Raw genomic sequence first — 21,200 nt, 5'->3', positions numbered from 1 at the left:
CGCAAAAAAAAGCCCCGGAAATCATGGATTCCCGGGGCTTTTTCATGCCTGGAACATTTGCTTCTTCAGAAGCAAATGCTATCAGCTCATATGATTAATAATTGAACATCAGGGACAACATGGCAGACCGGCCAGCAGCAACATTGGCAAAGTGCGTAGTGAACGTCTTGTCATAGTAGCGCTTGTCTGTCAGGTTCAACACATTCAGCTGCAGGGTCAGGTTCTTGTCGATCTTGTAGCTGGTCATGGCATCAAACCGGGTGTATGAAGGAATAATGATTGTATTGGCAGTATTGGCATAAACGCGATCCATGTAGTTCGCACCACCACCTACAGTCCATTTATCCGTCACATTGTAAGTGGTCCAGATATTGGCGCTGTTCTTGGCAATACCAGGGAACTCATTACCATCCTGAGCCGTAGCAGTTCCATTATCAACCAGTTCGCTATCCAGGTAGGTGTAACCACCAAATACTTGCCAGGATGGAGTCACTGCACCAGCAAAACCGAATTCAAAACCCCTGACTTTCTGATTACCAGCCAAAGCGGTAGTACCATCAGCCAGAGTCACCCGTGCATTATCCTTCTCGGTATAGAAGATGGCGGATGTCAGGGACAAATTGCTCAGCACGTCCCACTTGGCACCAATTTCATAGTTCTTGGTACGCTCAGGCGCCAGGTTTTCGGTGGCTGCACTGATATTCTCCGTACCATCACCATTGGAAGTACCTGTCGCGGTTGAAGACGTTCCATGAGAAATATAGATGCTGGCATTAGGCTGAATCTTGTAGACCAGGCCTGCTTGGTAATTCCAGAATGCAGAATCATTATCCAGCTTGGTGCGTACATTGGTAGAACTGTTCAGTGCATCTGAACCCGTCGAGTAGATATCACGACGCAAACCCAGGTTCAGAATCCAGTCCTGAGCGATCTCAGCACTGTCAAATACATAGAAAGACTTGGTCTGGGTTCTGCTCTTGGTAGTCGTGAGCCCCTTGGCAATAGTGCCCAACCATGGATCAGATGGATTCGGATTATACAAGCTGGTACAAGTATATGAATCTATCATATTTGCAGCAGTACAATCTCTACCAGATACGGCATTAGTCACAAGATAAGGCGTATTGGTAGTGTATTCATAGCTGTACTCAAAACCGGCACTCAGGTTGTGCTTGATTTCAGCAGTATCAAACTTGAAATTGAATTCACTCAGGTTGCCAAAAGACTCTGTCTTGGAGTTACGGCTCTTGGAGTTTCTCCACACTGTCCCATTCGCCACATTACCTGCAGAGTCGTCCGGATTAGTCACGATATAGTCATTCCTGGACACCGCATAGCGGGTCACATTACGGAAACTGATGTCATCATTGAACGCATGCTTGATGGTCGCAGTGCCGGAATCAATTTCAGTCTTACGGAAGTCGCGGTCTTTCAGACCATAGAAATTATCTTTGTTGATACCGCTGACAGGCTTGCGGATTGTTCCCGCGGGTATGTTAGAGGTCAACGGCAGGCCATAGTCCGGCATGTCGTCTGTCTTCAGCTTGTAGTAGCTCAAGGTCAATGAAGTAGGCGAGTTCAGACCGAAGGTGATGGATGGAGCAAAACCCCAGCGCTTCACATCGACAGCATCGCGACCCGGAACGTCCGCATCATGCGCCATGGCATTGATACGAAGCGCTACATCATCACTCAGCAGATAGTTCACATCCAGAGTGCCGCGCTTGTATGAGTCGGTACCGAGCCCTACACTGCCACGAACAAAATTCTCGGCCTTCGGAGTCTTGGTCACGATATTGATACTGCCGCCGCCGGAGCCACGTCCATCAAACGCGCCACTTGGTCCCTTGAGGACTTCGACTCTTTCAATATTGAAGATTTCGCGTGATTGTGAACCCAGATCCCGTAAGCCATCGACAAAAGTAGAAGAGCTGGAATCATAGCCACGGATGAATGGACGATCATTCATCGGCGTTCCACCCTCGCCTGCACCAAAGGTAATACCGGGTACAGTACGCAGTGCCTGCTCAAAAGTAGTGGCACCTTGATCGCGGATCAAATCCTCGGTCAACACCGTCACGGATTTTGGCGTATCCAGCAATGGTGCAGTAAATTTGGTCGAGGAGGCACGGTTGACCTTGTAGCCCTCCACATCATCCTTGTTGGATGTCACATTCACTTCAGGCAGCGTACTGACTTCTGAACCTTGCACATTTTCTTCAGCAGCATGAGCCCCACCCACCGCAGTAAATGCAATGGCAAGTGCCGAAACCGTCGGCTTTATATTGAACAATAATGAAGTATTTTCGACTTTCGCCATACCAATCCCTTTAACCTCTCTGAATGCAATTACTATATAAACTATGAAAGCGCTGCTAATTATAATAAGATTGATTATCAATTCAATTTTATTTAACCAAATATCAACTTGTAATTTTTTGTTAAGAGATAAAATGCAGAAAAAATTTCATAATCAACCGATTATGAAAACACTCCATCAATGTTTCACGCACGCTGCCTAATGGTATTTGCCGTTGTTTTTACTCATCAATCAGCAAAATTAAATGTCTACTCCAAGGTAATATCATAAAAAATTCCGTCATATGGAATTCTGAAGTTAAGTTATTTCCATTTATTGGATCAATATTACAGCGCATAATAACGGCCATTGTTTCGTCTTCCACTTACCAGAATCAGGAGGCTATTCATGGCTAAAGCCATCAGCTACGCAGCGCATGACCCGAAATCTCCATTGGCACCCTTCTCGTTTGAGCGCCGTGAAGTAGGCAATACCGACGTACAGATCGAAATCCTTTTTTGCGGCGTTTGCCACTCTGACCTGCATCAGGTTCGCGATGAATGGGCAAACTCCACGTTTCCCCTGGTGCCTGGACATGAAATTGTTGGTCGCGTCACTCAGGTAGGCAGCAACGTCAAGCATTTCAAGGTAGGTGACCTTGCAGGCGTAGGCTGCATGGTAGATTCATGTGGCACTTGCCCTGACTGTGCGGAGGGCCTGGAACAATATTGCAACCATTCCGTATTCACCTATAACAGCCCGGATAAACATATGCCTGGACAGGCTACTTATGGTGGCTACTCCAACCAGATCGTGGTAGATGAGCGCTTTACCCTGAAGATTTCCGACAAGCTAGACCTGGCAGCCACTGCGCCATTATTATGCGCCGGTATCACTACCTATTCACCGTTACGCCACTGGAAAGTCGGCCCTGGACAGAAAGTCGGTATCGTCGGTCTGGGTGGCCTGGGACATATGGGTGTCAAGTTTGCCAAGGCATTTGGCGCGCATACTGTACTGTTCACCACATCTGCCAACAAGGTGGAAGATGCAAAACGCTTAGGCGCCGATGAAGTCGTGATTTCCAAGGATTCAGAACAAATGCAGCAGCATCTGCAGAGCTTTGATTTCATTCTCAATACCGTCGCTGCACCGCATAATCTCGACCAGTTCATGGCACTGCTGAAGCGTGATGGTTCCATGTGCCTGGTTGGCGTGCCTGACAGCCCGCATCCATCCCCCAACATCGCCAACCTGATCTTCAAGCGCCGCCAACTGGCAGGTTCCTTGATCGGTGGCATCAGGGAAACCCAGGAGATGCTGGACTTTTGTGCAGAACACAATATCACTTCAGATGTTGAATTGATTGCAATCCAGGATATCAATACTGCATTCGACCGCATGCTCAAGAGCGATGTGAAATACCGCTTCGTGATTGATATTGCCAGCCTGAAGCAGGCGGCATAGCCCCAATCCCCCCCAGAAAAAAAGCACACCTTGGTGTGCTTTTTTTCACTTTCTTCCCGCAGACTCAGCGCAAACTCAGGTCTTGTTCCGGAAGCTATCCAATATCAGCAATGCAACCCCGACGCAAATCGCGGAATCTGCAACATTGAACGCGGGCCAATAATATTCCTGATAATGGAAAAACAGGAAATCCACGACATAACCTAACGTCAGACGGTCATACAGGTTGCCCAGCGCCCCTCCCAGAATCAAGGCCAGTCCGACACAGAACAGGCTTTTCTGTGGATGCAGTTTCATCAGACGGATAATGATCACTGAAGCAATCAAGGCGATCACGCTGAAAAAGACACGCTGCCAGCCACCGGCACCGGCCAGGAAACTGAAAGCAGCTCCTTCGTTGTGATAGCGCACCAGGTCAAAAAATGTCGTGACCGGCAGATGCTCTGCATATTCAAACGCCTTGGTCACCAGGTGTTTGCTGTACAGATCAAGTGCAACGACAACTGCGCTCAGGCTCAACCATTTAAGCATAATGACGTGACTCACCTTGTCCAAACAGATTGCTGACGCAGCGTCCGCAGATAGTAGGATGCGCAGTATCGCTGCCGACATCAGCTCGATAATGCCAGCAACGATCGCACTTGGCGTATGTGCTGGCGCTCACCTTCACTTCTAGTTCACCTTCACGCGCATGCAAGGTAGCGCGTGATGCCATCAGCACAAAACGCAGGTCGTCATGCAGCCGCGCCAATGCGGCATGCGCATCACCACTGACATAAATATCCAGCTCGGCCTGCAGGGAAGCGCCTATCCTGCCTTGCGCACGCTCGGCCTCGATCGCCTTGTTGGCAATATTGCGTACTTTCAGCACCGTATCCCATGCCTGCAATGCGGCCTGATCCAGGCTGTGCTCCGGCAAGGCATACCAGGTTTCCTCGAAAACGGTGGCCTTGGCATCCATCCCCAGGGTGCTCCAGACTTCATCCGCTGTGAAGCTGAGGATGGGCGCCATGAGGCGCATCAGGGCATGAGTGATGTGATGTAACGCACTCTGCGCGGAGCGGCGAGCGTGCGACTTGTCACCCGAGGTATAGAGTCTGTCCTTGAGGATATCCAGATAGAATCCGCCCAACTCCTCAGAGCAGAAGCCCACCAGCTTTTGCACCGCGAAGTGGAATTCATACCGATCGAAGTCAGCGACCACTTGCTCCTGTAGTTTCTGCGTCAGGGCAAGACCGAAACGGTCCAGCTCCAGCCACTGATCGACCGGCAGTAAATCCTGCTGTGCATCAAAATCGGCCAGGTTGGCAAGCAGGAAGCGCAGTGTATTGCGAATACGACGATAGCTATCTGTTACACGTTTGAGAATTTCCTCGGACAATGACATTTCCCCGGAGTAGTCCGTGGAAGCAATCCACAGGCGCAGCATATCTGCGCCAAGGCGATTACAGATATCCTGTGGCTCGATGCCGTTGCCGCGCGACTTGGACATCTTGTATCCCTTGTCGTCCACGGTAAAACCATGGGTAAGCAAGGCATCGTAAGGCGCGCGCCCATCAATGGCACAACCGGTGAGCAAGGAGGACTGGAACCAGCCACGATGCTGGTCAGAGCCTTCCAGATATAAATCGGCAGGGTTTTGCAGCTCAGGGCGGCGTTTCAACACCGCTGCATGCGTAGCACCAGAATCAAACCAGACATCCAGCGTATCAGTCACTTTTTTATACTGATCTGCATTCTCAGGCGCATGCTGGGTCAGGAAAGCCGCGCCGTCGAGCGAGAACCAGGCTTCAATGCCCTGCTGCTCAACCTGCAGCGCCACTGTTTCGAGCAATTCCGCAGTTTGCGGATGCGGCTCGCCGGTTTCCTTGTGCACGAAGAACGGCATGGGCACGCCCCAGTTGCGTTGACGCGAGACACACCAGTCAGGACGGTTCTTGATCATCGCCTCCAGGCGCGCGCGACCCCAGGCCGGGAAGAATTCAGTATCATCCACTGCCTTGTTCGCCAGTTCACGCAAGGACTTTCCATTGCTGCCGACCTGATTCATGCCGATGAACCATTGGTGGGTTGCCAGCTGCATCAACGGTGTCTTGTGGCGCCAGCAATGCGGAAAACTATGGTTCAGGCGCGCACTGGCAAACAGTGCACCTTTTTCCTGCAATACGGTAAGGATCACTTTGCTGGCTTCCTGGCGGCCCAGTCCACGAATCGCAGCCAGTTCGACCAGGTCGCTATTGAAGAACTTGCCATCACCACCCAGCAGCACACGCGGCTTTTCCTCGGGATAATTGGCGCGCATCACCAACCAGTCATCATTACCATGAGCCGCAGCGGTATGCACCAGGCCGGTACCGGCATCAGTAGTGACATGCTCGCCAGTGATCACGGGTACAGTGCGCTGGTCAAACGGATGCTGCAACAGCAGCCCCTTGAGTGCAGCACCCTTGGCAGTGCCCAGCACTTGTGTTTCTTCCTCGCCATAACGCTTGAGCGTTGTCTCGGCCAGATCATGCGCCAGCACCAGCAAGCCGCGCGAGGTTTGCAGCAGATCGTAATCCAGCTCAGGATGCACACTCACCGCCTGGTTGGCAGGCAAGGTCCAAGGTGTAGTAGTCCAGATCACGGCAAATACATCCCCGTTGATCGTGATATTGAATACCGTGCCGAGCGCAGCGTTATCGACGAACTTGAAACCGACGTCGATCGCAGGTGAGTTGACATCCTCATACTCCACTTCGGCCTCAGCCAAGGCCGAGCCGCAATCCACGCACCAGTGCACGGGCTTGGACCCCTGATAGAGGTAGCCGTTTTTATAAATGTCACCCAAAGCGCGGATGATGTCGGCCTCGGTATGGAAATCCATGGTGAGGTAAGGATTATCCCAGTCACCCAGCACACCCAGGCGGATGAAATCCTGCTTCTGCTTTGCTACCTGCTCGGCAGCATAAGCACGGCATAGCTCACGGAATTTGGCGGCAGGAATATCCTTGCCATGCTGTTTTTCCACCGCAAGCTCGATCGGCAGGCCGTGGCAATCCCAGCCAGGCACATAAGGCGCATCAAATCCGGACAATGTCTTGGATTTGACAATCATGTCCTTGAGAATCTTGTTAACCGCATGACCAAGGTGAATGGCACCGTTTGCATAAGGCGGGCCATCATGCAGGATGAATTTCTTCGCACCCTTGCGCGCATTGCGTATGCGCTGGTACACCTGTTTCTCCTGCCAGCTTTTCAGCCATGCGGGTTCACGCTTCGCCAGGTCTCCACGCATGGGGAAACTGGTTTCAGGCAGGTTCAACTTGTATTTGGTGTTTTCGCTCATTGGTCTAGTTTCAATTAATCTTCAAGAATCTTGTTTTACAGCTCAGGACTGGGCCTTGAAATACTCACGTGCCATCTCTGCATCCCTGGCAATCCAGTACTTCAATGTTTCCAGGTCATCAAACTTCATTTCATCACGTATCTTGTGCATGAACTTCACACGCACATGCTGCCCGTAAATATCCCGGTTGAAATCGAACAGATGCACTTCCAGCGTTGGCCGACCATCCTGTTTCACTGTGGGCCTAACACCCAGGCTGGCAACGCCTGGCCAGTCGTTTCCTTCAGGTAAACCTTTTAATTTTACCGCATAGATGCCAAAAAGCGGTGGCCTGTCATGCAGCATGTGAATATTTGCTGTGGGATAACCCAGCTCCCGCGCCAGTTTGTCTCCATGTACCACTTTGCCACTGATGCTGTATGTGCGCCCCAGCAAGCGCGCTGCGTCATTCAGTCGCCCCTGGGCCAGCGCCTCGCGCACCAATGTACTGGAAATACGCTGCCCATCCAAGTCGACCTTGGGTTGACTTTGCAGATTGAAACCGGCACGAACAAAATCCTCTATACCGCCTTGTCGCCCGGCACCAAAACGGAAGTCCTCGCCTACCAGGATCGCCTTGGCATCCAGGCGGTCACGCAGGATGTCATACATGAATGTTTCCACTGATATGGCGGCAAAACGACGGTTGAAATGACAGACATAGACATATTCCACTCCAGCCTCGGAAAACAATTCCAGTTTCTCACGCAGAGAAGTCAGCCTGGTAGGTGCGCGGTCAGGGATGAAGAGCTCGCGCGGATGCGGTTCAAAAGTCATGACAGCAGATTTCAGCCCATTGTCGCGCGCCACCTCACTCAGGTGTCGCAACAATGCCTGGTGCCCCAGGTGCACACCATCAAAATTGCCAATGGCAACTGCAAGGGGATGATCGGCAGCCTGATGAAAATGGCGAAATATCTGCATAACAGTCTCGTTGGTCAATGCGCGCTACGTTTAATAAAATCCCGGATTCGTAGCCCCATGAGCCACAACACTGAGAAATATACTGCTCCGCCCAGTGCAACAAGCCCGCATAAATGCGCAAGCTTGATCCACAAGCCCGACTGGAGCCAGTGCTCGCTACTACCTGCAGCGAACCAGAGTGCAACAGACATCAACAGCAGGGCAACCGCTACCTGCGCAATGAATCTCGCCCAGCCAGCTTGTGGTTGATAAATACCACGCCGACGCAATTGATAGTACAACAAACTGGCATTGATACATGCGCCCAGGCCAATTGCCAGTGCCAATCCTGCATGTTGAAAAATACCGACAAAGACCAGATTCATCAACTGAGTTGCAAGCAATGTAGCAACCGCAATCTTGACCGGTGTCTTGATATTCTGGCGCGCATAAAATGCCGGGGCTAGCACCTTCACCAGAATCAACCCCAGCAAGCCCAGGCTATAAGCCACCAGGGCCTGCTGCGTCATCCATACATCATGCTCAGTAAAAGCACCGTAGTGGAACAGGGAAGTCACCAGCGGTACAGCCAACACGGCCAGCGCCACTGCCGCCGGCAACGCCAGCAGCAATGTCAGACGCAACCCCCAGTCCAGCAAGGACGAATATTCACTTTCCGCCTGGTCCGCGACACTTTTGGACAAGCTGGGCAACAGGATGGTCCCCAGTGCAACCCCGAGCAAACCTGTAGGAAACTCCATCAGTCGATCTGCGTAATACAGCCAGGACACACTGCCACTTTCCAGAAAAGAGGCAAAAATCGTATTGATCAACAACGACAACTGTGCAATTGACACGCCGAATACAGCCGGCCCCATCAGCTTCAGAATGCGCCAGACTCCCTCATCCTGAAAATCCAGCCGCAAGCGCGGCAGCATTCCTATCCGGCGCAAGAATGGTAACTGGAACCCCAGCTGTAATAATCCACCCGCAAATACCGCCCATGCCAACACCATGATAGGAGGATCAAAATATGGCGCAAAGAACAAAGCCGCACAAATAAAGGCAATATTCAGCCAGACTGGCGTAAAGGCGGGAACAGAAAACTTGCTATAGGTATTAAGCACTCCCCCGGCAAGTGCCACCAGGGAAATCAGGAAAATATACGGGAAGATAATGCGCAACATATCAACCGTCAGCATGAATGTCTGCGGCTCACTGCGCGCCCAACCTGGCGCGCTAACATATACGATGGCTGACGCTGCCAGTATGCCGACCAGGGTGACCAGCATAAGTACCAGTCCGAGCAAGGTGGCCACCTTGCTAACCAGATCATGCGTTGCTTCATGCCCGCGCCGGTTCTTGTACTCAGCAAGCACAGGCACGAATGCCTGGGAAAACGCTCCCTCGGCAAACAGGCGCCGCAATAAATTGGGTATTTTGAATGCCACAAAAAATGCATCGGTATACATACCGGCACCGAACACCCGCGCAATCAAGGTATCCCTGACAAACCCCAAGACGCGGGAAAGCAATGTCATGCTCCCGACAGCAGCTAAGGCTTTTAACAAATTCATTGCGCACGCATCATTGAGTTATCAAGTACCGAGAACTGATTTCAGAGCAGGATTTTACCATGCCATGTATAATCTTCCCGGAACAAATTGACTTGATTCTTGCATTTGATTTTGAATTTGGTTAATATGCTTGGCTTCGTATTTTGTTAACTCTATTTTAGGAATATCTCATGGCTAATAGCGCACAGGCGAGAAAGCGTGCACGTCAGGCAGTCAAGCAACGCGCCCACAATGCAAGTTTGCGCTCGGCTTTGCGTACCGCGATCAAGAAGATCATCAAAGCGGTGGAAGCCGGCGACAAAGCTGCAGCTCAAAGCGTGTTCAACGAGAACGTTAGCGTCATTGACCGCATTGCTGACAAGCAAATCATTCACAAGAACAAGGCAGCTCGCCATAAGAGCCGCCTGAGTGCAGCGATCAAGGCCCTCGCCTAATCCCTCACATCTTAGTGCAATAAAAAAGCCACGGAAATCCGTGGCTTTTTTATTGTCGGTGCCCTGTCATACAGCCAAGCAGCCATCCGCTCACTTAATTTCCGCTTGATAATGATCTGAAAATCATGGCCAAAAGCCCGCAGGAATCCGCGTATAAATAACTCACCCTGCTCTATCGGATGACGATATAAAAAAAGCACATCAACGATGTGCTTTTGTATCTTACCTGCGTTTCAATATTACTTGCCAACGCCTAACTGATCACGCACTTGCATGGCTTCGGATAATACTGCCTCGGCACGCTCGCCAATCACGGTGAAATGGCCCATCTTGCGGCCAGGACGTGCTTCATGCTTGCCATAGAGGTGCATTTTCAGTCCCGGTTCAGCAAAAGCAATGTCCCATGCCGGTTCTGCGCCATTTTTCCAGATATCGCCCAGCAGGTTGACCATCACAGCAGGACTATGCTGGCGCGCATCGCCCAAGGGTAAGCCAGCCAAGGCACGCACTTGCTGCTCGAACTGGTTGGTGACACAGGCATCGATGGTGTAATGGCCTGAATTATGCGGTCTTGGCGCCATTTCGTTGACGAGTAATTGACCTTCGCTGACGAAGAATTCCACACCTAATACACCAACATAATTAAGCTTTTTCGCCACTTCAACGGCAAGCGCGCGTGCTTGTTCACGTATCGTCTCATCCCCACGGGCCGGGGCAATGCTCACGTCGAGGATGCCATTCAGGTGGGCATTTTCCGCCACTGGGAATGCAGCTACCTGACCATCTGCATCACGCGCCAATACCAGTGATACTTCGTAATCCAGCTTGAGCATACGCTCCAGCACGCAGATTTCCGCGCCGAATTTCTCAAAGGCAGCACGCGCCTCCTCGACATTGGCAACCCGGGCCTGGCCTTTGCCGTCATAACCAAAACGCGCCACCTTGAGAATGGCCGGATACAAGCCGCTGTCTGCCCCAGGAATGTCTGCCGCCTGCTGGATTACAGCATAAGGCGCTACTGGCAGGCCTGCATCACGGAAGAAATTTTTCTCGGCGACACGGTTCTGGGCAATGGCTACGGCTGAAGCTGCAGGGCGCACAGTGCGATGCTGGGCCAGGAATTCCAGCGTGGCTGCCGGCACATTCTCGAATTCAGTGGTAATGGCCGCGCATTGCTCTGCCATGCTGCGCAACGCTGCTTCATCATCATAGGCAGCACACAAGTGCACGTCTGCAATCTTGCCCGCTGGGCTGTTGCGATCCGGATCCAGCACAGCCACCTTATACCCCATTTCATGGGCTGCGATGACAAAAAAGCGACCCAACTGCCCTCCACCCAGCATCCCCAGCATGGCTGGAGGCAGAATTGTGTTTGCACGACTCACGCAAAACTCCTTAATTTTTGAGATTCAGTCTGATCAGGGCTGATCAGACAAGGACATTTCCAGCACCCGCGCCGTCTGCGTCGCACGGAAATCCGCCAGCTTCTGTGCCAAACCAGTGTCTGCAGTTGCAAGTATCGCTGCAGCAAACAAGCCTGCATTTGCCGCGCCTGCCTCTCCAATGGCAAATGTTGCCACTGGAATACCCTTGGGCATCTGCACAATGGATAGCAAAGAATCCTGCCCTTGCAAATGCCGGGAAGGCACTGGCACGCCCAGGACCGGCACTATCGTCTTGGCAGCCACCATGCCTGGCAGATGCGCAGCGCCACCAGCACCGGCAATAATGACTTTCACGCCACGTGCAACAGCAGTTTCTGCCACGTCAAACATCAGGTCTGGCGTACGATGTGCCGAGACTACCCTCGCCTCATACGCTACTCCCAGGTCTGCCAATATTTGCGCGGCAGCCCGCATGACGGGCCAGTCGCTATCGGAGCCCATGATAATATCTACCAACGGTTTGGACATGATTTTCCCTTACACCAGAATCAGGTTGTCCCGATGAATCAATTCCGCCTCATCGACATAACCCAAGATTTGTTCAATTTCATGACTGGGCTTACGCAGGATACGCGCAGTTTCCAGCGCGCTGTAATTCACCAGACCGCGCGCAATTTCCAGGCCTGCAGCGTTGACACATGCCACCACTTCTCCGCGCTCAAAGGCCCCTTCCACACCAGTCACTCCGATAGGCAGCAAACTCCTGCCACCCTGCAATAAGGCTTTCTCTGCCCCGTCATCAATCACAACCTTACCTGCCAGCCGCAAATGATCAGCCAGCCATTGCTTGCGCGCCATTGTCTTGACTTGCTTAGCCTGCAAGTGAGTACCTACCATCTCTCCTTGCGCCAGCTTGAGCAGCACATCCGGCTCACGGCCAGAAGCAATAATCGTATGGCCCCCGCTACGTGCAGCGCGTTTGGCCGCCAGGATTTTGGTCAACATGCCGCCGCTGCCAATTGCAGTCCCGGCGCCACCCGCCATCTTTTCCAGGGCTGGGTTCCCAGCGGTTTCCTGCTGGATGAATACAGCATCCGGATGCTTACGTGGATCGGCAGAATACAAACCTGGCTGGTCTGTCAGGATGACCAACGCATCAGCCTCGATCAAATTGGCAACAAGTGACCCTAGAGTATCATTGTCGCCAAACCTGATTTCATCGGTCACGACCGTATCGTTCTCATTGATCACAGGAATGACGCCGAAATCCAGCAGACTCCGCAATGTGGTACGTGCATTCAGGTAGCGTTTCCTGTCAGCCAGGTCCGCATGTGTCAGCAGGATCTGTGCGGTATGCAAGCCGTGGGAAGCAAAACAACTCTCATACATCTGCACCAGGCCCATCTGCCCGACCGCCGCAGCTGCCTGCAGCTCATTGATGGCGACAGGTCGCTTGCTCCAGCCCAGACGCTGCATGCCTTCAGCCACAGCCCCACTGGATACCAGCACTACCTGCTTTCCTGATCGCACCAGGCGGGCAATCTGGTCCGCCCAGGCGGCAATGGCATTCTTGTCCAGGCCGGTGCCATTGTTGGTCACAAGGCTGGAACCAACCTTGACTACCAGGCATTTGGCATTCAATAACAACGACGTCATGAATGTGACTCAACCCGTTCATGGCCTGCCAGCAGCTCTTCTGCCTGTACTGCCTCCACATGCTCCATGATGGCATATGTCAGCTCACGGCAGCCCTGTCCGGCAAGTGCTGATATGGCAAAATAACGTCCTTCCCAACCCAACGCCTTCACAAACTCAGCAACACGCTGCTGACTGTCTTCCAGCATATCCACTTTATTCAGTACCAACCAACGCGGTTTGTTATAAAGTTCTTCGTCATACTTGCGCAGCTCTTCAATAATCGCCTTCGCTTCACGCACGGGATCGACCGCCTCATCAAATGGAGCAAGGTCCACCAAGTGCAATAATAAGCGGGTACGGGATAGGTGTCGCAAGAACTGGTGTCCGAGGCCTGCGCCTTCAGCTGCCCCCTCAATCAAACCCGGAACGTCAGCAATCACAAAACTGCGGTTGGCATCAACACGCACCACCCCCAGATTGGGATGCAACGTGGTGAAGGGGTAATCCGCCACCTTGGGTTTGGCAGCAGACACTGAACGGATGAATGTGGACTTGCCTGCATTGGGCATACCGAGCAAACCGACATCAGCCAGTACTTTCAGCTCAAGGTACAGCTCAAACTCCTCACCAGCATCACCCTTGGTGCATTGGCGCGGCGCACGATTGACGCTGGATTTGAAATGGATATTACCCAGACCGCCATTACCGCCTTTGGCCACCATGAATTTCTGGTCATGCTCGGCCAGGTCAACCAGCACCTGCCCAGTTGCTTTATCACTGATAACCGTGCCTACCGGCACCCGCAACACCATATCCTCACCGCCGGCACCATACTGGTCGGAACCTCGTCCATTCTCGCCACGCTGCGCGCGGAAAACGCGGCTATATCGATAATCGACCAGGGTATTGATATTACGGTCAGCGATCATGTAAATTGACCCGCCACGACCGCCATCGCCACCATTCGGCCCACCCATGGCTTCATATTTCTCACGGCGGAACGTGGCAACTCCGTTGCCCCCATCACCGGCGTAGACCTTGATCGTAGCTTCGTCTATAAACTTCATGATCACTATCTAAATATTTATTAAAGCAGTCATCATACTGCCTGAAACAAAAAAGCCCTATCGATGCGATAGGGCTTTTCCCGATTCTCTTCAGAATTAAGCTGGGATGATGCTGACCAGCTTGCGGCGCAGAGCACCTTTCACAGAGAAGGCAACCTTGCCATCAACCTTGGCAAACAAGGTGTGATCCTTGCCGATACCAACATTTTCGCCAGGATGCATTTTTGTACCACGCTGACGTACGATGATGCTGCCAGCAGAAACAAACTGCTCGCCAAAAGCCTTAACACCCAGTCGCTGTGCGTTCGAATCGCGACCGTTACGGGAACTACCGCCTGCTTTTTTGTGTGCCATTTCTATTACTCCTTACTTAGCAGCAATCTTTTCAATCTGGATTTCAGTAAAACTCTGGCGATGGCCTTGAGTCTTACGATAGTGTTTGCGACGACGCATCTTGAAGATCAACACTTTGTCACCGCGGCCATGAGAAACAACCTTGGCCTGTACGCTCGCACCCTTAACCAGAGGAGCTCCGATCGTGGTATTTTCACCATCAGAAACCAACAATACCTTGTCGAGCGTGATTTCACTGCCGACATCGCCCGCCAACTTTTCTACTTTAAGCTTGTCACCAGCGGCTACGCGATATTGTTTGCCACCAGTTTTGATAACTGCATACATGGTTATGCCTCGTTTGCTACGCATTCAAATGAATCGGGCATTATACGGAAAACCATACGGAAAGCAAATGTTATTCACGCGATATTTAATAGCAGCAAATAAAAGCAAGACAGCACGCACCATACACTAGACGCCGCATTTAGGCAGTGCCTATGTTAGAATCGTCAGACTTATTTTTGGCAGCCAGATGTGTCCTTAGCTTTTATTCAATCATGTATCGCAGATGACATGCAGAAAGTTGATGCGGTCATCCGGAAATCATTACGTTCTGATGTCGTCCTGATCAATCAGGTGGCTGATTATATCGTCAATAGCGGCGGAAAACGTCTGCGACCTGCGCTGGTTTTGTTGTCTGCCGGCACTTTTGGACACATTCAGTCGCATCACCATGAGCTTGCAGCTGTCATTGAGCTCATCCACACATCGACACTACTACACGATGATGTGGTGGATGAGTCGGCCATGCGCCGTGGCAAAGCTACAGCCAATACCTTGTTTGGCAATGCCGCCAGCGTACTGGTTGGAGATTTTGTCTACTCCCGCACCTTCCAGATGATGGTGAATGTAAAGAATATGCGCGTCATGGAAGTACTCTCGGAAGCCACCAACACTATTGCCGAAGGTGAAGTGTTACAGCTACTGAACGTCCATGATGCTGATATCAGCGACGATGCCTATCTCCGCGTGATTCACTATAAAACAGCCAAACTGTTTGAAGCCGCCACCCGGCTTGGCGCCATCATCTGCAATGCCAGCACTGAGGACGAGACCGCCATGGCAGAGTACGGCATGCGTCTGGGCACAGCATTCCAGCTGATTGATGATGTATTGGACCTTAGTGGCGACAGCAATGAAATTGGCAAGAACCTGGGCGACGACCTGGCCGAAGGCAAACCCACGCTGCCACTACTTTACGCTATGCGACACGGCAATGAGGCACAAAGCAGAATAATCCGCGCAGCTATTGAAGAAGGCGGACTGGACGAGCTGCCGGCCGTACTGGAGGCTGTCAACAGCACCGGCGCACTGGAACATGTCCGCCAACTTGCCAGAACAGAAGCTGAACTCGGCTGTACAGCCATCATGCACTTACCGGATTCAGCTTACCGCCAGGCATTGCTGCAGTTGGCGCAATTTGCCGTCAACCGCAGCTTCTAGGCTCAGTTCAACGTAATCAGGTCTCCGTTGTCAGCCCGGTAATAGCTCAGATGAGCACAAGCGCTGGTAGCTGGCGTCAATGCGCCATCAAACAGTGATTCGCCATCTACGTCCACCATGGCGTAGCCGTTATGGTACAAAGTAACCTCTGCTGTTTTCCGCCCATGGCGCATGGCAAAACTCATGCAGTTTTCATCATCGGATTCATCGTAAACTTCCCAATCCGAATTGCCCGTCAACTGTTCCAGCCACCCGGATAAATCAACCTCAACGCGGCAAACAACGGGGGCATCCCATGCAGTGTGTGCTCCAGTTTCCTTCATATGCGTTTCCTTTCAGGTGATTGATGGTTTATCACTACTTACACTCGTGGTTACTCCACTATTAATTGACGGCATTTCTCCTGATTTCAAGTAGTCATGGCACACTGCCATTGCAGGTTGCCATAGTCATATAACGATGAGATGATGCAGAAAGTTTACCGTCAATCCTGCGCATGCCTGATTCAGTCTCCATATTCCTGACCTCCCTGCAAGACACACCCACTTTCTTGATTGTGCTCTCTGTCCTGCTGGGCGTGGTTGTAGGCAGCTTCCTCAATGTAGTCATTCACCGGTTGCCACGCATGATGCAGTTATCCTGGCAGCAGGAGCATCTGGCTGCCATGAACCAGCCAGCACAGGAATACCCCCGCTATAACCTGGCCCATCCACGGTCCCACTGCCCCAGATGCAAGCACACCCTCAGCACTCTTGAAAATATTCCGTTGCTCAGTTATCTGGCACTTGGGGGGAAATGCCGCACATGCAAGGCATCCATCAGCCTGCGCTACCCTGTTGTAGAAATACTTTCCGGTTTGCTGGCAGGCATGGTCAGCGTCCATTTCGGCTATTCTGCACTGACAGTGGCTGCCTGGATACTGGTTTTCGCCCTGCTTGCCCTGACATTCATTGATCTTGATACTTTTCTCCTGCCAGACAGCATCACCTTACCATTACTGTGGCTGGGATTATTGCTCAGCCTAAGTGGTCATGGCTTTACAGATATTTCCTCCGCTGTCCTGGGCGCCACACTGGGCTATCTCAGCTTATGGTCAGTATATTGGCTATTCAAACTGGCTACCGGCAAGGAAGGTATGGGGTATGGAGATTTCAAACTGTTAGCTGCACTGGGCGCCTGGTTTGGCTGGCAATTATTACCTGCCATCATCCTGATATCAGCCGCCATCGGGTCTATAATAGGACTCACCTTACTCATGTTTGCCAATTACGATCGTGAGACTCCTATCCCTTTTGGCCCATATCTGGCACTGGCTGGCCTGATCGTCATGTTTTTTGGCAAACATCTCTCGTAACACTGTACCGGAGGTTGAATCAATGTATGTAGTTGGACTCACAGGCGGCATAGGTGCCGGAAAAAGTGAAGCTGCAAGAATTTTCAGCGAACTGGGCGTCCCGGTGATTGACGTGGATGTGATCTCACGCCACCTGACCAGCGCAGGCCAACCCCTGGTTGCCAAAATCGCCGAAGTATTCGGCCCATCCTATGTTACTGCACATGGCGCCATGGATAGAAACAAGATGCGTGAGCGTGTCTTCAGCAGTACCGATGACCGACTGAGGCTCGAATCCATCCTGCATCCTGCCATTCATCGTGAAGCATTACGTGAACTGGATAGCCACAAGCAAGCCCCTTACCAGATACTCGCCATTCCGCTATTTTTTGAATCCAATCGCTACGAAGGCATTGTCAACCGCACTTTACTCATTGATTGTACAGAAGATAAACAAATCAGCCGCGTCGTGGATCGCAATAATTTCAGTGAAGAAATGGTACGCTCCATCATTGCCTCCCAGGCATCGCGCAGTTTCCGGCGTGCACTTGCAGATGACATTATCGACAATAATGGCAGCCTGGAAGATCTCAAGAATGACATTCGCCAGATGCATGAGAAATTCATTAAGACTTGCATAGTTAGCGAATAACTCTGATAATCCACAGCAACTATACTTCCCTGTCAGATCAGCCTCGAGAAGCCGTGCCTAGTTACGATTACCCTTTTAATGAACGCATTCGCACCCTGCTGCGTCTGGAAGACCTGTTTCTCAAGGTGCTGCACAATCTTGAAGGGGATCACGAGTTTCTGCACCATAATGTGCTGCTTTCCACTTTCCAGATACTGGACATCATAGAGCGGGCTGAACTCAAGATGGATCTGTTGCAGGAGCTGGATCGCCAGAAGATGGTGATGAATCATTTACGCGGCAATCCATCCATTGAAGAACAGGCGCTGGATGAGTTGATCGCCGACATTGACAATGCCGCTCATCCACTACGCAATATTGCAGGCAAGCTGGGTCAGCCCTTACGCGATAACGAGTGGCTCATGAGCATCAAACAGCGCACTGTCATTCCCGGCGGTGTATGCGAGTTTGACCTGCCGTCCTATCATTACTGGTTGGGGCTGAGCAGTGAGCGCCGTAAACATGACATCAGCATATGGATCAGCCCATTAATACCACTTTATAATGCCATACGCATTATCCTGCACATCCTACGTGGCAGCGGTGCTACTTCAAGGATGACTGCCATCAATGGCGCCTATCAGCAAATGCTGGGGGGAGCCAAACCGGCACAAATGCTGCGGGTGGAAACCAGCGATGACACGCCATGCTTCCCTGAAGTCAGCGCAAACAAATACGCCATCAACATTCGTTTCAACAGCCTGGATAACGCACAACGCCCGCGCCCGTGCGATACCGACATCGACTTCTCCCTGACCCTGTGCAACCTGTAAGCAAAAAAATGGTGCCCTGTCCGCAATGTGGCGAACAGGCAGAATATTCCAGCGAAAATCCATATCGGCCGTTTTGTTCCAAACGCTGCCGGCTGATTGACCTGGGTCAATGGGCAAGCGAGAGCTATCGTATTCCCGATACAGGCCCCAAGCCTGAAAACGATGAATAACTGGCACTGAACAACAGCCTGTCAAGGCTGTGCGCTGAACTCCAGTTGATAATGCCTGGACTGGCCTGCCTGTATTGTTTCAATCGTCATTGACCAATCGTTGCGCCCATGTGTGCATAGCGGCAATGTCACCATCGCCTGCCAGCTCCCGTCCGCTTGCGGCTGGAAGCGATATCGGTTCACTCCCATCTGCATATCCTTCATTTCAAAATTCGCCACTACCTTTTCTGCGCCTGCAGCATCAATCCGCATTTCAAACGGCTGCATGACTTTGGGAGTCGTCATGGCTCTGATGGTCAGATCGGCATTCTTACATCCTTGCTGAATGTCCTCGCACGCCAAAGGCTCAATGGCGACTGTAGCCACCGGCCTGGACCAGAAATAAGCAAATCCCGCACCTATTCCAACCACGATCACAATCAAGCCCAATACATTTCGACGCATCACTCCTCCCATGCCCTGCGCATCATGGCAATTCCGTGTGCACCATGTTGCCACGCCTTTTCAATGTCCATCGACTGCATGCCACCCAGCGCATAAACCGGCAGACTACTGCCCTGAGCCAAGGCGGAAAACCCGTCCCACCCGAGCACTTGGCTGTCTGGATGGCTCAAGGTTGGCAGCACAGGCGACAAAACCGCAAAATCCAGTGCCAGTCGCTGTGCCTGCTCCAGTTGCCGCCTATCATGGCATGATGCCGCACATAACATACCCTGCGGTCGCTCGGAAAGCGCCATCAAATGCTCTGACGATAAATGCACCCCTGCAAAACCCAGGTTTCTGGCCGTATCCACTTCTCCATTGAGTAACACTCTGGCCTGATAGGGCTGAGCCAAGGCCAGCACTTTTTCCGCCAGCGCCCTCAGCGCATCTACAGCCAATTGCTTTTCGCGCAATTGCAGCAGTTGCAAGCCTTGGTCCAGCACCCGCTGCAATGCAGCAAGAAAACGCTGCTCACCCAGCTCCAATACATTACTGATGGCATACAGCGACGGCAAATTCAACGCAGCCAGAATTGGCTCATTCGCTGGCAACATGGGCCCCACTGTCAGCAGATGCGGATTTTGCCAGCTCAAGCGTTGCCCCTCACATCCTGCTGGCTCACGCTGCCATGCACGCACAATAAAGAAATGTAACTCAACAGAACGGTCCGGATAATCGAACCGGCGCAACATCCACGGATAGGCAGTACTCACTTCAATGCCAAGCTCTTCATGCAATTCACGCACCAAGGCATGATAAGGCTCTTCACCAGCTTCGATTTTTCCACCCGGAAACTCCCACCAACCTTCCCACGGCTTTCCTGCCGGGCGCTCTGCCAATAACACTTGACCATCAGGCCGTTGGAGGATTGCCACAGCCGCGCGTACAACTTTCATAGTCATTGTTTTCCTGTCAGTGCCAGCCGCCCGACGTAGTCACGTGCAAATTGATAGGCCACCCGACCACTGCGGGCACCACGTGTATGTGAGAACAGCAGGGCAGCACTGCGTATTTCATCATCCAACTCCTCCACTCCATGCTGCTTAAGCCATTGCGCCACGACTGCCAGGTATTCATCCTGGCTAAAGGAATAGAAGGACAACCACAAGCCGAAGCGCTCAGACAATGATACCTTCTCTTCAGTAGTGTCACTGGGACGGATTTCATCGCCGTGACGGGTCACCTCGAGATTCTCCGACATATATTCCGGCATAAGATGGCGACGATTGGAAGTTGCGTAAACAACAACATTATCTGAAGTTGCAGCAATTGATCCATCCAGCACCACCTTAAGCGCCTTATAGCCAGGATCGCTGGACTCAAAGGACAGATCATCGCAGAAGATGATAAAACGCTCCTTGCGTTCACGTAACAAGGCAACAATTTCCGGCAAGGAAACCAGGTCCTGCTTGTCCACTTCGACCAGCCGCAAACCCTGGTCGGAAAATGCGCTCAGCACTGCTTTTACCAGAGATGACTTGCCAGTACCACGCGCACCGGTCAGCAATACGTTATTGGCAGGATAACCATGCACAAACTGTTCTGTATTGCGCACGATATCAGCCTTCTGCTCTTCCACGTTGCAGATATCATCCAAGCTGATATGGTGGGGATGTTCAACCGCCACCAGATGCCCACGCCCATTCAACACCTGCCAGCGCCAGGCAATGGCACTCCAGTCAGGCTCTGCTGCCGGTGGCGGCAGAAAGCTTTCCAACCGAGCCAGCACAGCCTCGGCGCGGGTAATCAATTGTTCAAAATCAGCCATGACACT

The 21,200-nt window shown here is 51.8% G+C and carries 22 protein-coding genes; 7 read left to right on the top strand and 15 right to left on the bottom strand.

The window, feature by feature from the left end; translation table 11 throughout:
* Window positions 1–94 precede the first annotated feature (94 nt).
* On the bottom strand, window positions 95–2,320 hold the full coding sequence (locus CHB59_RS01755; protein WP_089374499.1) for a TonB-dependent receptor: 2,226 nt from the start codon (window positions 2,318–2,320) through the stop codon (window positions 95–97).
* A gap of 387 nt (window positions 2,321–2,707) precedes the next feature.
* Between CHB59_RS01755 and CHB59_RS01750 the strand changes: the two genes are divergently transcribed.
* Window positions 2,708–3,766 (top strand): NAD(P)-dependent alcohol dehydrogenase, encoded by a 1,059-nt coding sequence (locus tag CHB59_RS01750; RefSeq protein WP_089374498.1) that lies wholly within the window; start codon window positions 2,708–2,710, stop codon window positions 3,764–3,766.
* 75 nt (window positions 3,767–3,841) lie between these two features.
* Here the strand turns inward: CHB59_RS01750 and lspA are convergent, their stop codons facing one another.
* From lspA to murJ, 4 genes are read right to left on the bottom strand one after another with little or no spacing between them, the layout of a single operon-like run.
* A complete protein-coding gene (gene lspA / locus CHB59_RS01745) occupies window positions 3,842–4,297 on the bottom strand; it encodes a signal peptidase II (protein ID WP_089374497.1) in 456 nt (151 codons plus the stop codon).
* Entirely contained in the window at window positions 4,290–7,094 is a 2,805-nt protein-coding gene (ileS, locus tag CHB59_RS01740; protein WP_089374496.1) for an isoleucine--tRNA ligase, read from the bottom strand. The genes lspA and ileS overlap by 8 nt, the downstream gene beginning before the upstream one ends.
* Window positions 7,095–7,136: 42 nt before the next feature.
* Window positions 7,137–8,057 (bottom strand): bifunctional riboflavin kinase/FAD synthetase, encoded by a 921-nt coding sequence (locus CHB59_RS01735; RefSeq protein WP_089374495.1) that lies wholly within the window; start codon window positions 8,055–8,057, stop codon window positions 7,137–7,139.
* Window positions 8,058–8,071: 14 nt separating this feature from the next.
* Window positions 8,072–9,613 carry a murein biosynthesis integral membrane protein MurJ gene (gene murJ / locus CHB59_RS01730; RefSeq protein ID WP_089374494.1) on the bottom strand — a complete coding sequence of 514 codons (1,542 nt, stop codon included), beginning with the start codon at window positions 9,611–9,613 and terminating at the stop codon, window positions 8,072–8,074.
* Window positions 9,614–9,783: 170 nt separating this feature from the next.
* Between murJ and rpsT the strand changes: the two genes are divergently transcribed.
* Window positions 9,784–10,047: a 30S ribosomal protein S20 gene (gene rpsT / locus CHB59_RS01725; protein ID WP_089374493.1), complete on the top strand. Its 264-nt coding sequence runs from the start codon at window positions 9,784–9,786 to the stop codon at window positions 10,045–10,047.
* 239 nt (window positions 10,048–10,286) lie between these two features.
* Here the strand turns inward: rpsT and CHB59_RS01720 are convergent, their stop codons facing one another.
* The 6 genes from CHB59_RS01720 to rplU form a co-directional block, all read right to left on the bottom strand.
* Window positions 10,287–11,432 carry a 5-(carboxyamino)imidazole ribonucleotide synthase gene (locus tag CHB59_RS01720; RefSeq protein ID WP_089374492.1) on the bottom strand — a complete coding sequence of 382 codons (1,146 nt, stop codon included), beginning with the start codon at window positions 11,430–11,432 and terminating at the stop codon, window positions 10,287–10,289.
* A 33-nt stretch (window positions 11,433–11,465) separates the two neighbouring features.
* On the bottom strand, window positions 11,466–11,960 hold the full coding sequence (gene purE / locus CHB59_RS01715; protein WP_089374491.1) for a 5-(carboxyamino)imidazole ribonucleotide mutase: 495 nt from the start codon (window positions 11,958–11,960) through the stop codon (window positions 11,466–11,468).
* Window positions 11,961–11,969: 9 nt separating this feature from the next.
* Window positions 11,970–13,088 carry a glutamate 5-kinase gene (gene proB, locus CHB59_RS01710; RefSeq protein WP_089374490.1) on the bottom strand — a complete coding sequence of 373 codons (1,119 nt, stop codon included), beginning with the start codon at window positions 13,086–13,088 and terminating at the stop codon, window positions 11,970–11,972.
* The gene (gene cgtA / locus CHB59_RS01705; protein ID WP_089374609.1) at window positions 13,085–14,137 is read right to left on the bottom strand and encodes an Obg family GTPase CgtA; all 1,053 of its coding nucleotides are present in this window, start codon (window positions 14,135–14,137) and stop codon (window positions 13,085–13,087) included. Before cgtA ends, proB begins: the two co-directional genes overlap by 4 nt.
* A 96-nt stretch (window positions 14,138–14,233) precedes the next feature.
* Complete coding sequence (gene rpmA, locus CHB59_RS01700; protein ID WP_089374489.1) at window positions 14,234–14,491, bottom strand: 50S ribosomal protein L27; 258 nt, start codon at window positions 14,489–14,491, stop codon at window positions 14,234–14,236.
* 12 nt (window positions 14,492–14,503) lie between these two features.
* Window positions 14,504–14,818, bottom strand: a complete 315-nt coding sequence (gene rplU / locus CHB59_RS01695; RefSeq protein WP_089374488.1) for a 50S ribosomal protein L21 — start codon at window positions 14,816–14,818, stop codon at window positions 14,504–14,506.
* Between the two features lie 189 nt (window positions 14,819–15,007).
* Here rplU and ispB point away from each other — a divergent pair, with 189 nt between their 5' ends.
* Window positions 15,008–15,976 carry an octaprenyl diphosphate synthase gene (gene ispB, locus CHB59_RS01690; RefSeq protein WP_089374487.1) on the top strand — a complete coding sequence of 323 codons (969 nt, stop codon included), beginning with the start codon at window positions 15,008–15,010 and terminating at the stop codon, window positions 15,974–15,976.
* A gap of 2 nt (window positions 15,977–15,978) precedes the next feature.
* Here the strand turns inward: ispB and CHB59_RS01685 are convergent, their stop codons facing one another.
* Entirely contained in the window at window positions 15,979–16,299 is a 321-nt protein-coding gene (locus CHB59_RS01685; RefSeq protein ID WP_089374486.1) for a hypothetical protein, read from the bottom strand.
* 173 nt (window positions 16,300–16,472) lie between these two features.
* Here CHB59_RS01685 and CHB59_RS01680 point away from each other — a divergent pair, with 173 nt between their 5' ends.
* From CHB59_RS01680 to CHB59_RS01665, 4 genes are read left to right on the top strand one after another with little or no spacing between them, the layout of a single operon-like run.
* On the top strand, window positions 16,473–17,330 hold the full coding sequence (locus tag CHB59_RS01680; protein ID WP_089374485.1) for a prepilin peptidase: 858 nt from the start codon (window positions 16,473–16,475) through the stop codon (window positions 17,328–17,330).
* Between the two features lie 22 nt (window positions 17,331–17,352).
* Window positions 17,353–17,961 carry a dephospho-CoA kinase gene (gene coaE, locus CHB59_RS01675; protein ID WP_089374484.1) on the top strand — a complete coding sequence of 203 codons (609 nt, stop codon included), beginning with the start codon at window positions 17,353–17,355 and terminating at the stop codon, window positions 17,959–17,961.
* 53 nt (window positions 17,962–18,014) lie between these two features.
* Window positions 18,015–18,773 carry a cell division protein ZapD gene (gene zapD, locus CHB59_RS01670; RefSeq protein ID WP_089374483.1) on the top strand — a complete coding sequence of 253 codons (759 nt, stop codon included), beginning with the start codon at window positions 18,015–18,017 and terminating at the stop codon, window positions 18,771–18,773.
* 8 nt (window positions 18,774–18,781) lie between these two features.
* On the top strand, window positions 18,782–18,943 hold the full coding sequence (locus CHB59_RS01665) for a DNA gyrase inhibitor YacG (protein ID WP_089374482.1): 162 nt from the start codon (window positions 18,782–18,784) through the stop codon (window positions 18,941–18,943).
* 21 nt (window positions 18,944–18,964) lie between these two features.
* Here CHB59_RS01665 and CHB59_RS01660 read toward each other — a convergent pair whose 3' ends face one another.
* Genes CHB59_RS01660 through CHB59_RS01650 form a run of 3 tightly spaced genes read right to left on the bottom strand, consistent with a single transcriptional unit; the run spans window position 18,965 to window position 21,194 of the window.
* On the bottom strand, window positions 18,965–19,387 hold the full coding sequence (locus CHB59_RS01660) for a hypothetical protein (RefSeq protein WP_089374481.1): 423 nt from the start codon (window positions 19,385–19,387) through the stop codon (window positions 18,965–18,967).
* The gene (locus CHB59_RS01655) at window positions 19,387–20,322 is read right to left on the bottom strand and encodes a Nudix family hydrolase (RefSeq protein ID WP_245834994.1); all 936 of its coding nucleotides are present in this window, start codon (window positions 20,320–20,322) and stop codon (window positions 19,387–19,389) included. Before CHB59_RS01655 ends, CHB59_RS01660 begins: the two co-directional genes overlap by 1 nt.
* A 2-nt stretch (window positions 20,323–20,324) precedes the next feature.
* The gene (locus tag CHB59_RS01650) at window positions 20,325–21,194 is read right to left on the bottom strand and encodes an ATP-binding protein (protein ID WP_089374479.1); all 870 of its coding nucleotides are present in this window, start codon (window positions 21,192–21,194) and stop codon (window positions 20,325–20,327) included.
* Window positions 21,195–21,200 lie beyond the last annotated feature (6 nt).

This window comes from Methylobacillus rhizosphaerae, assembly GCF_900187985.1.
Classification (GTDB): Bacteria; Pseudomonadota; Gammaproteobacteria; order Burkholderiales; family Methylophilaceae; genus Methylobacillus; species Methylobacillus rhizosphaerae.
The sequence above is the reverse complement of the archived record's forward strand: the minus strand, read 5'-3'. Positions and strand labels throughout refer to the sequence as shown.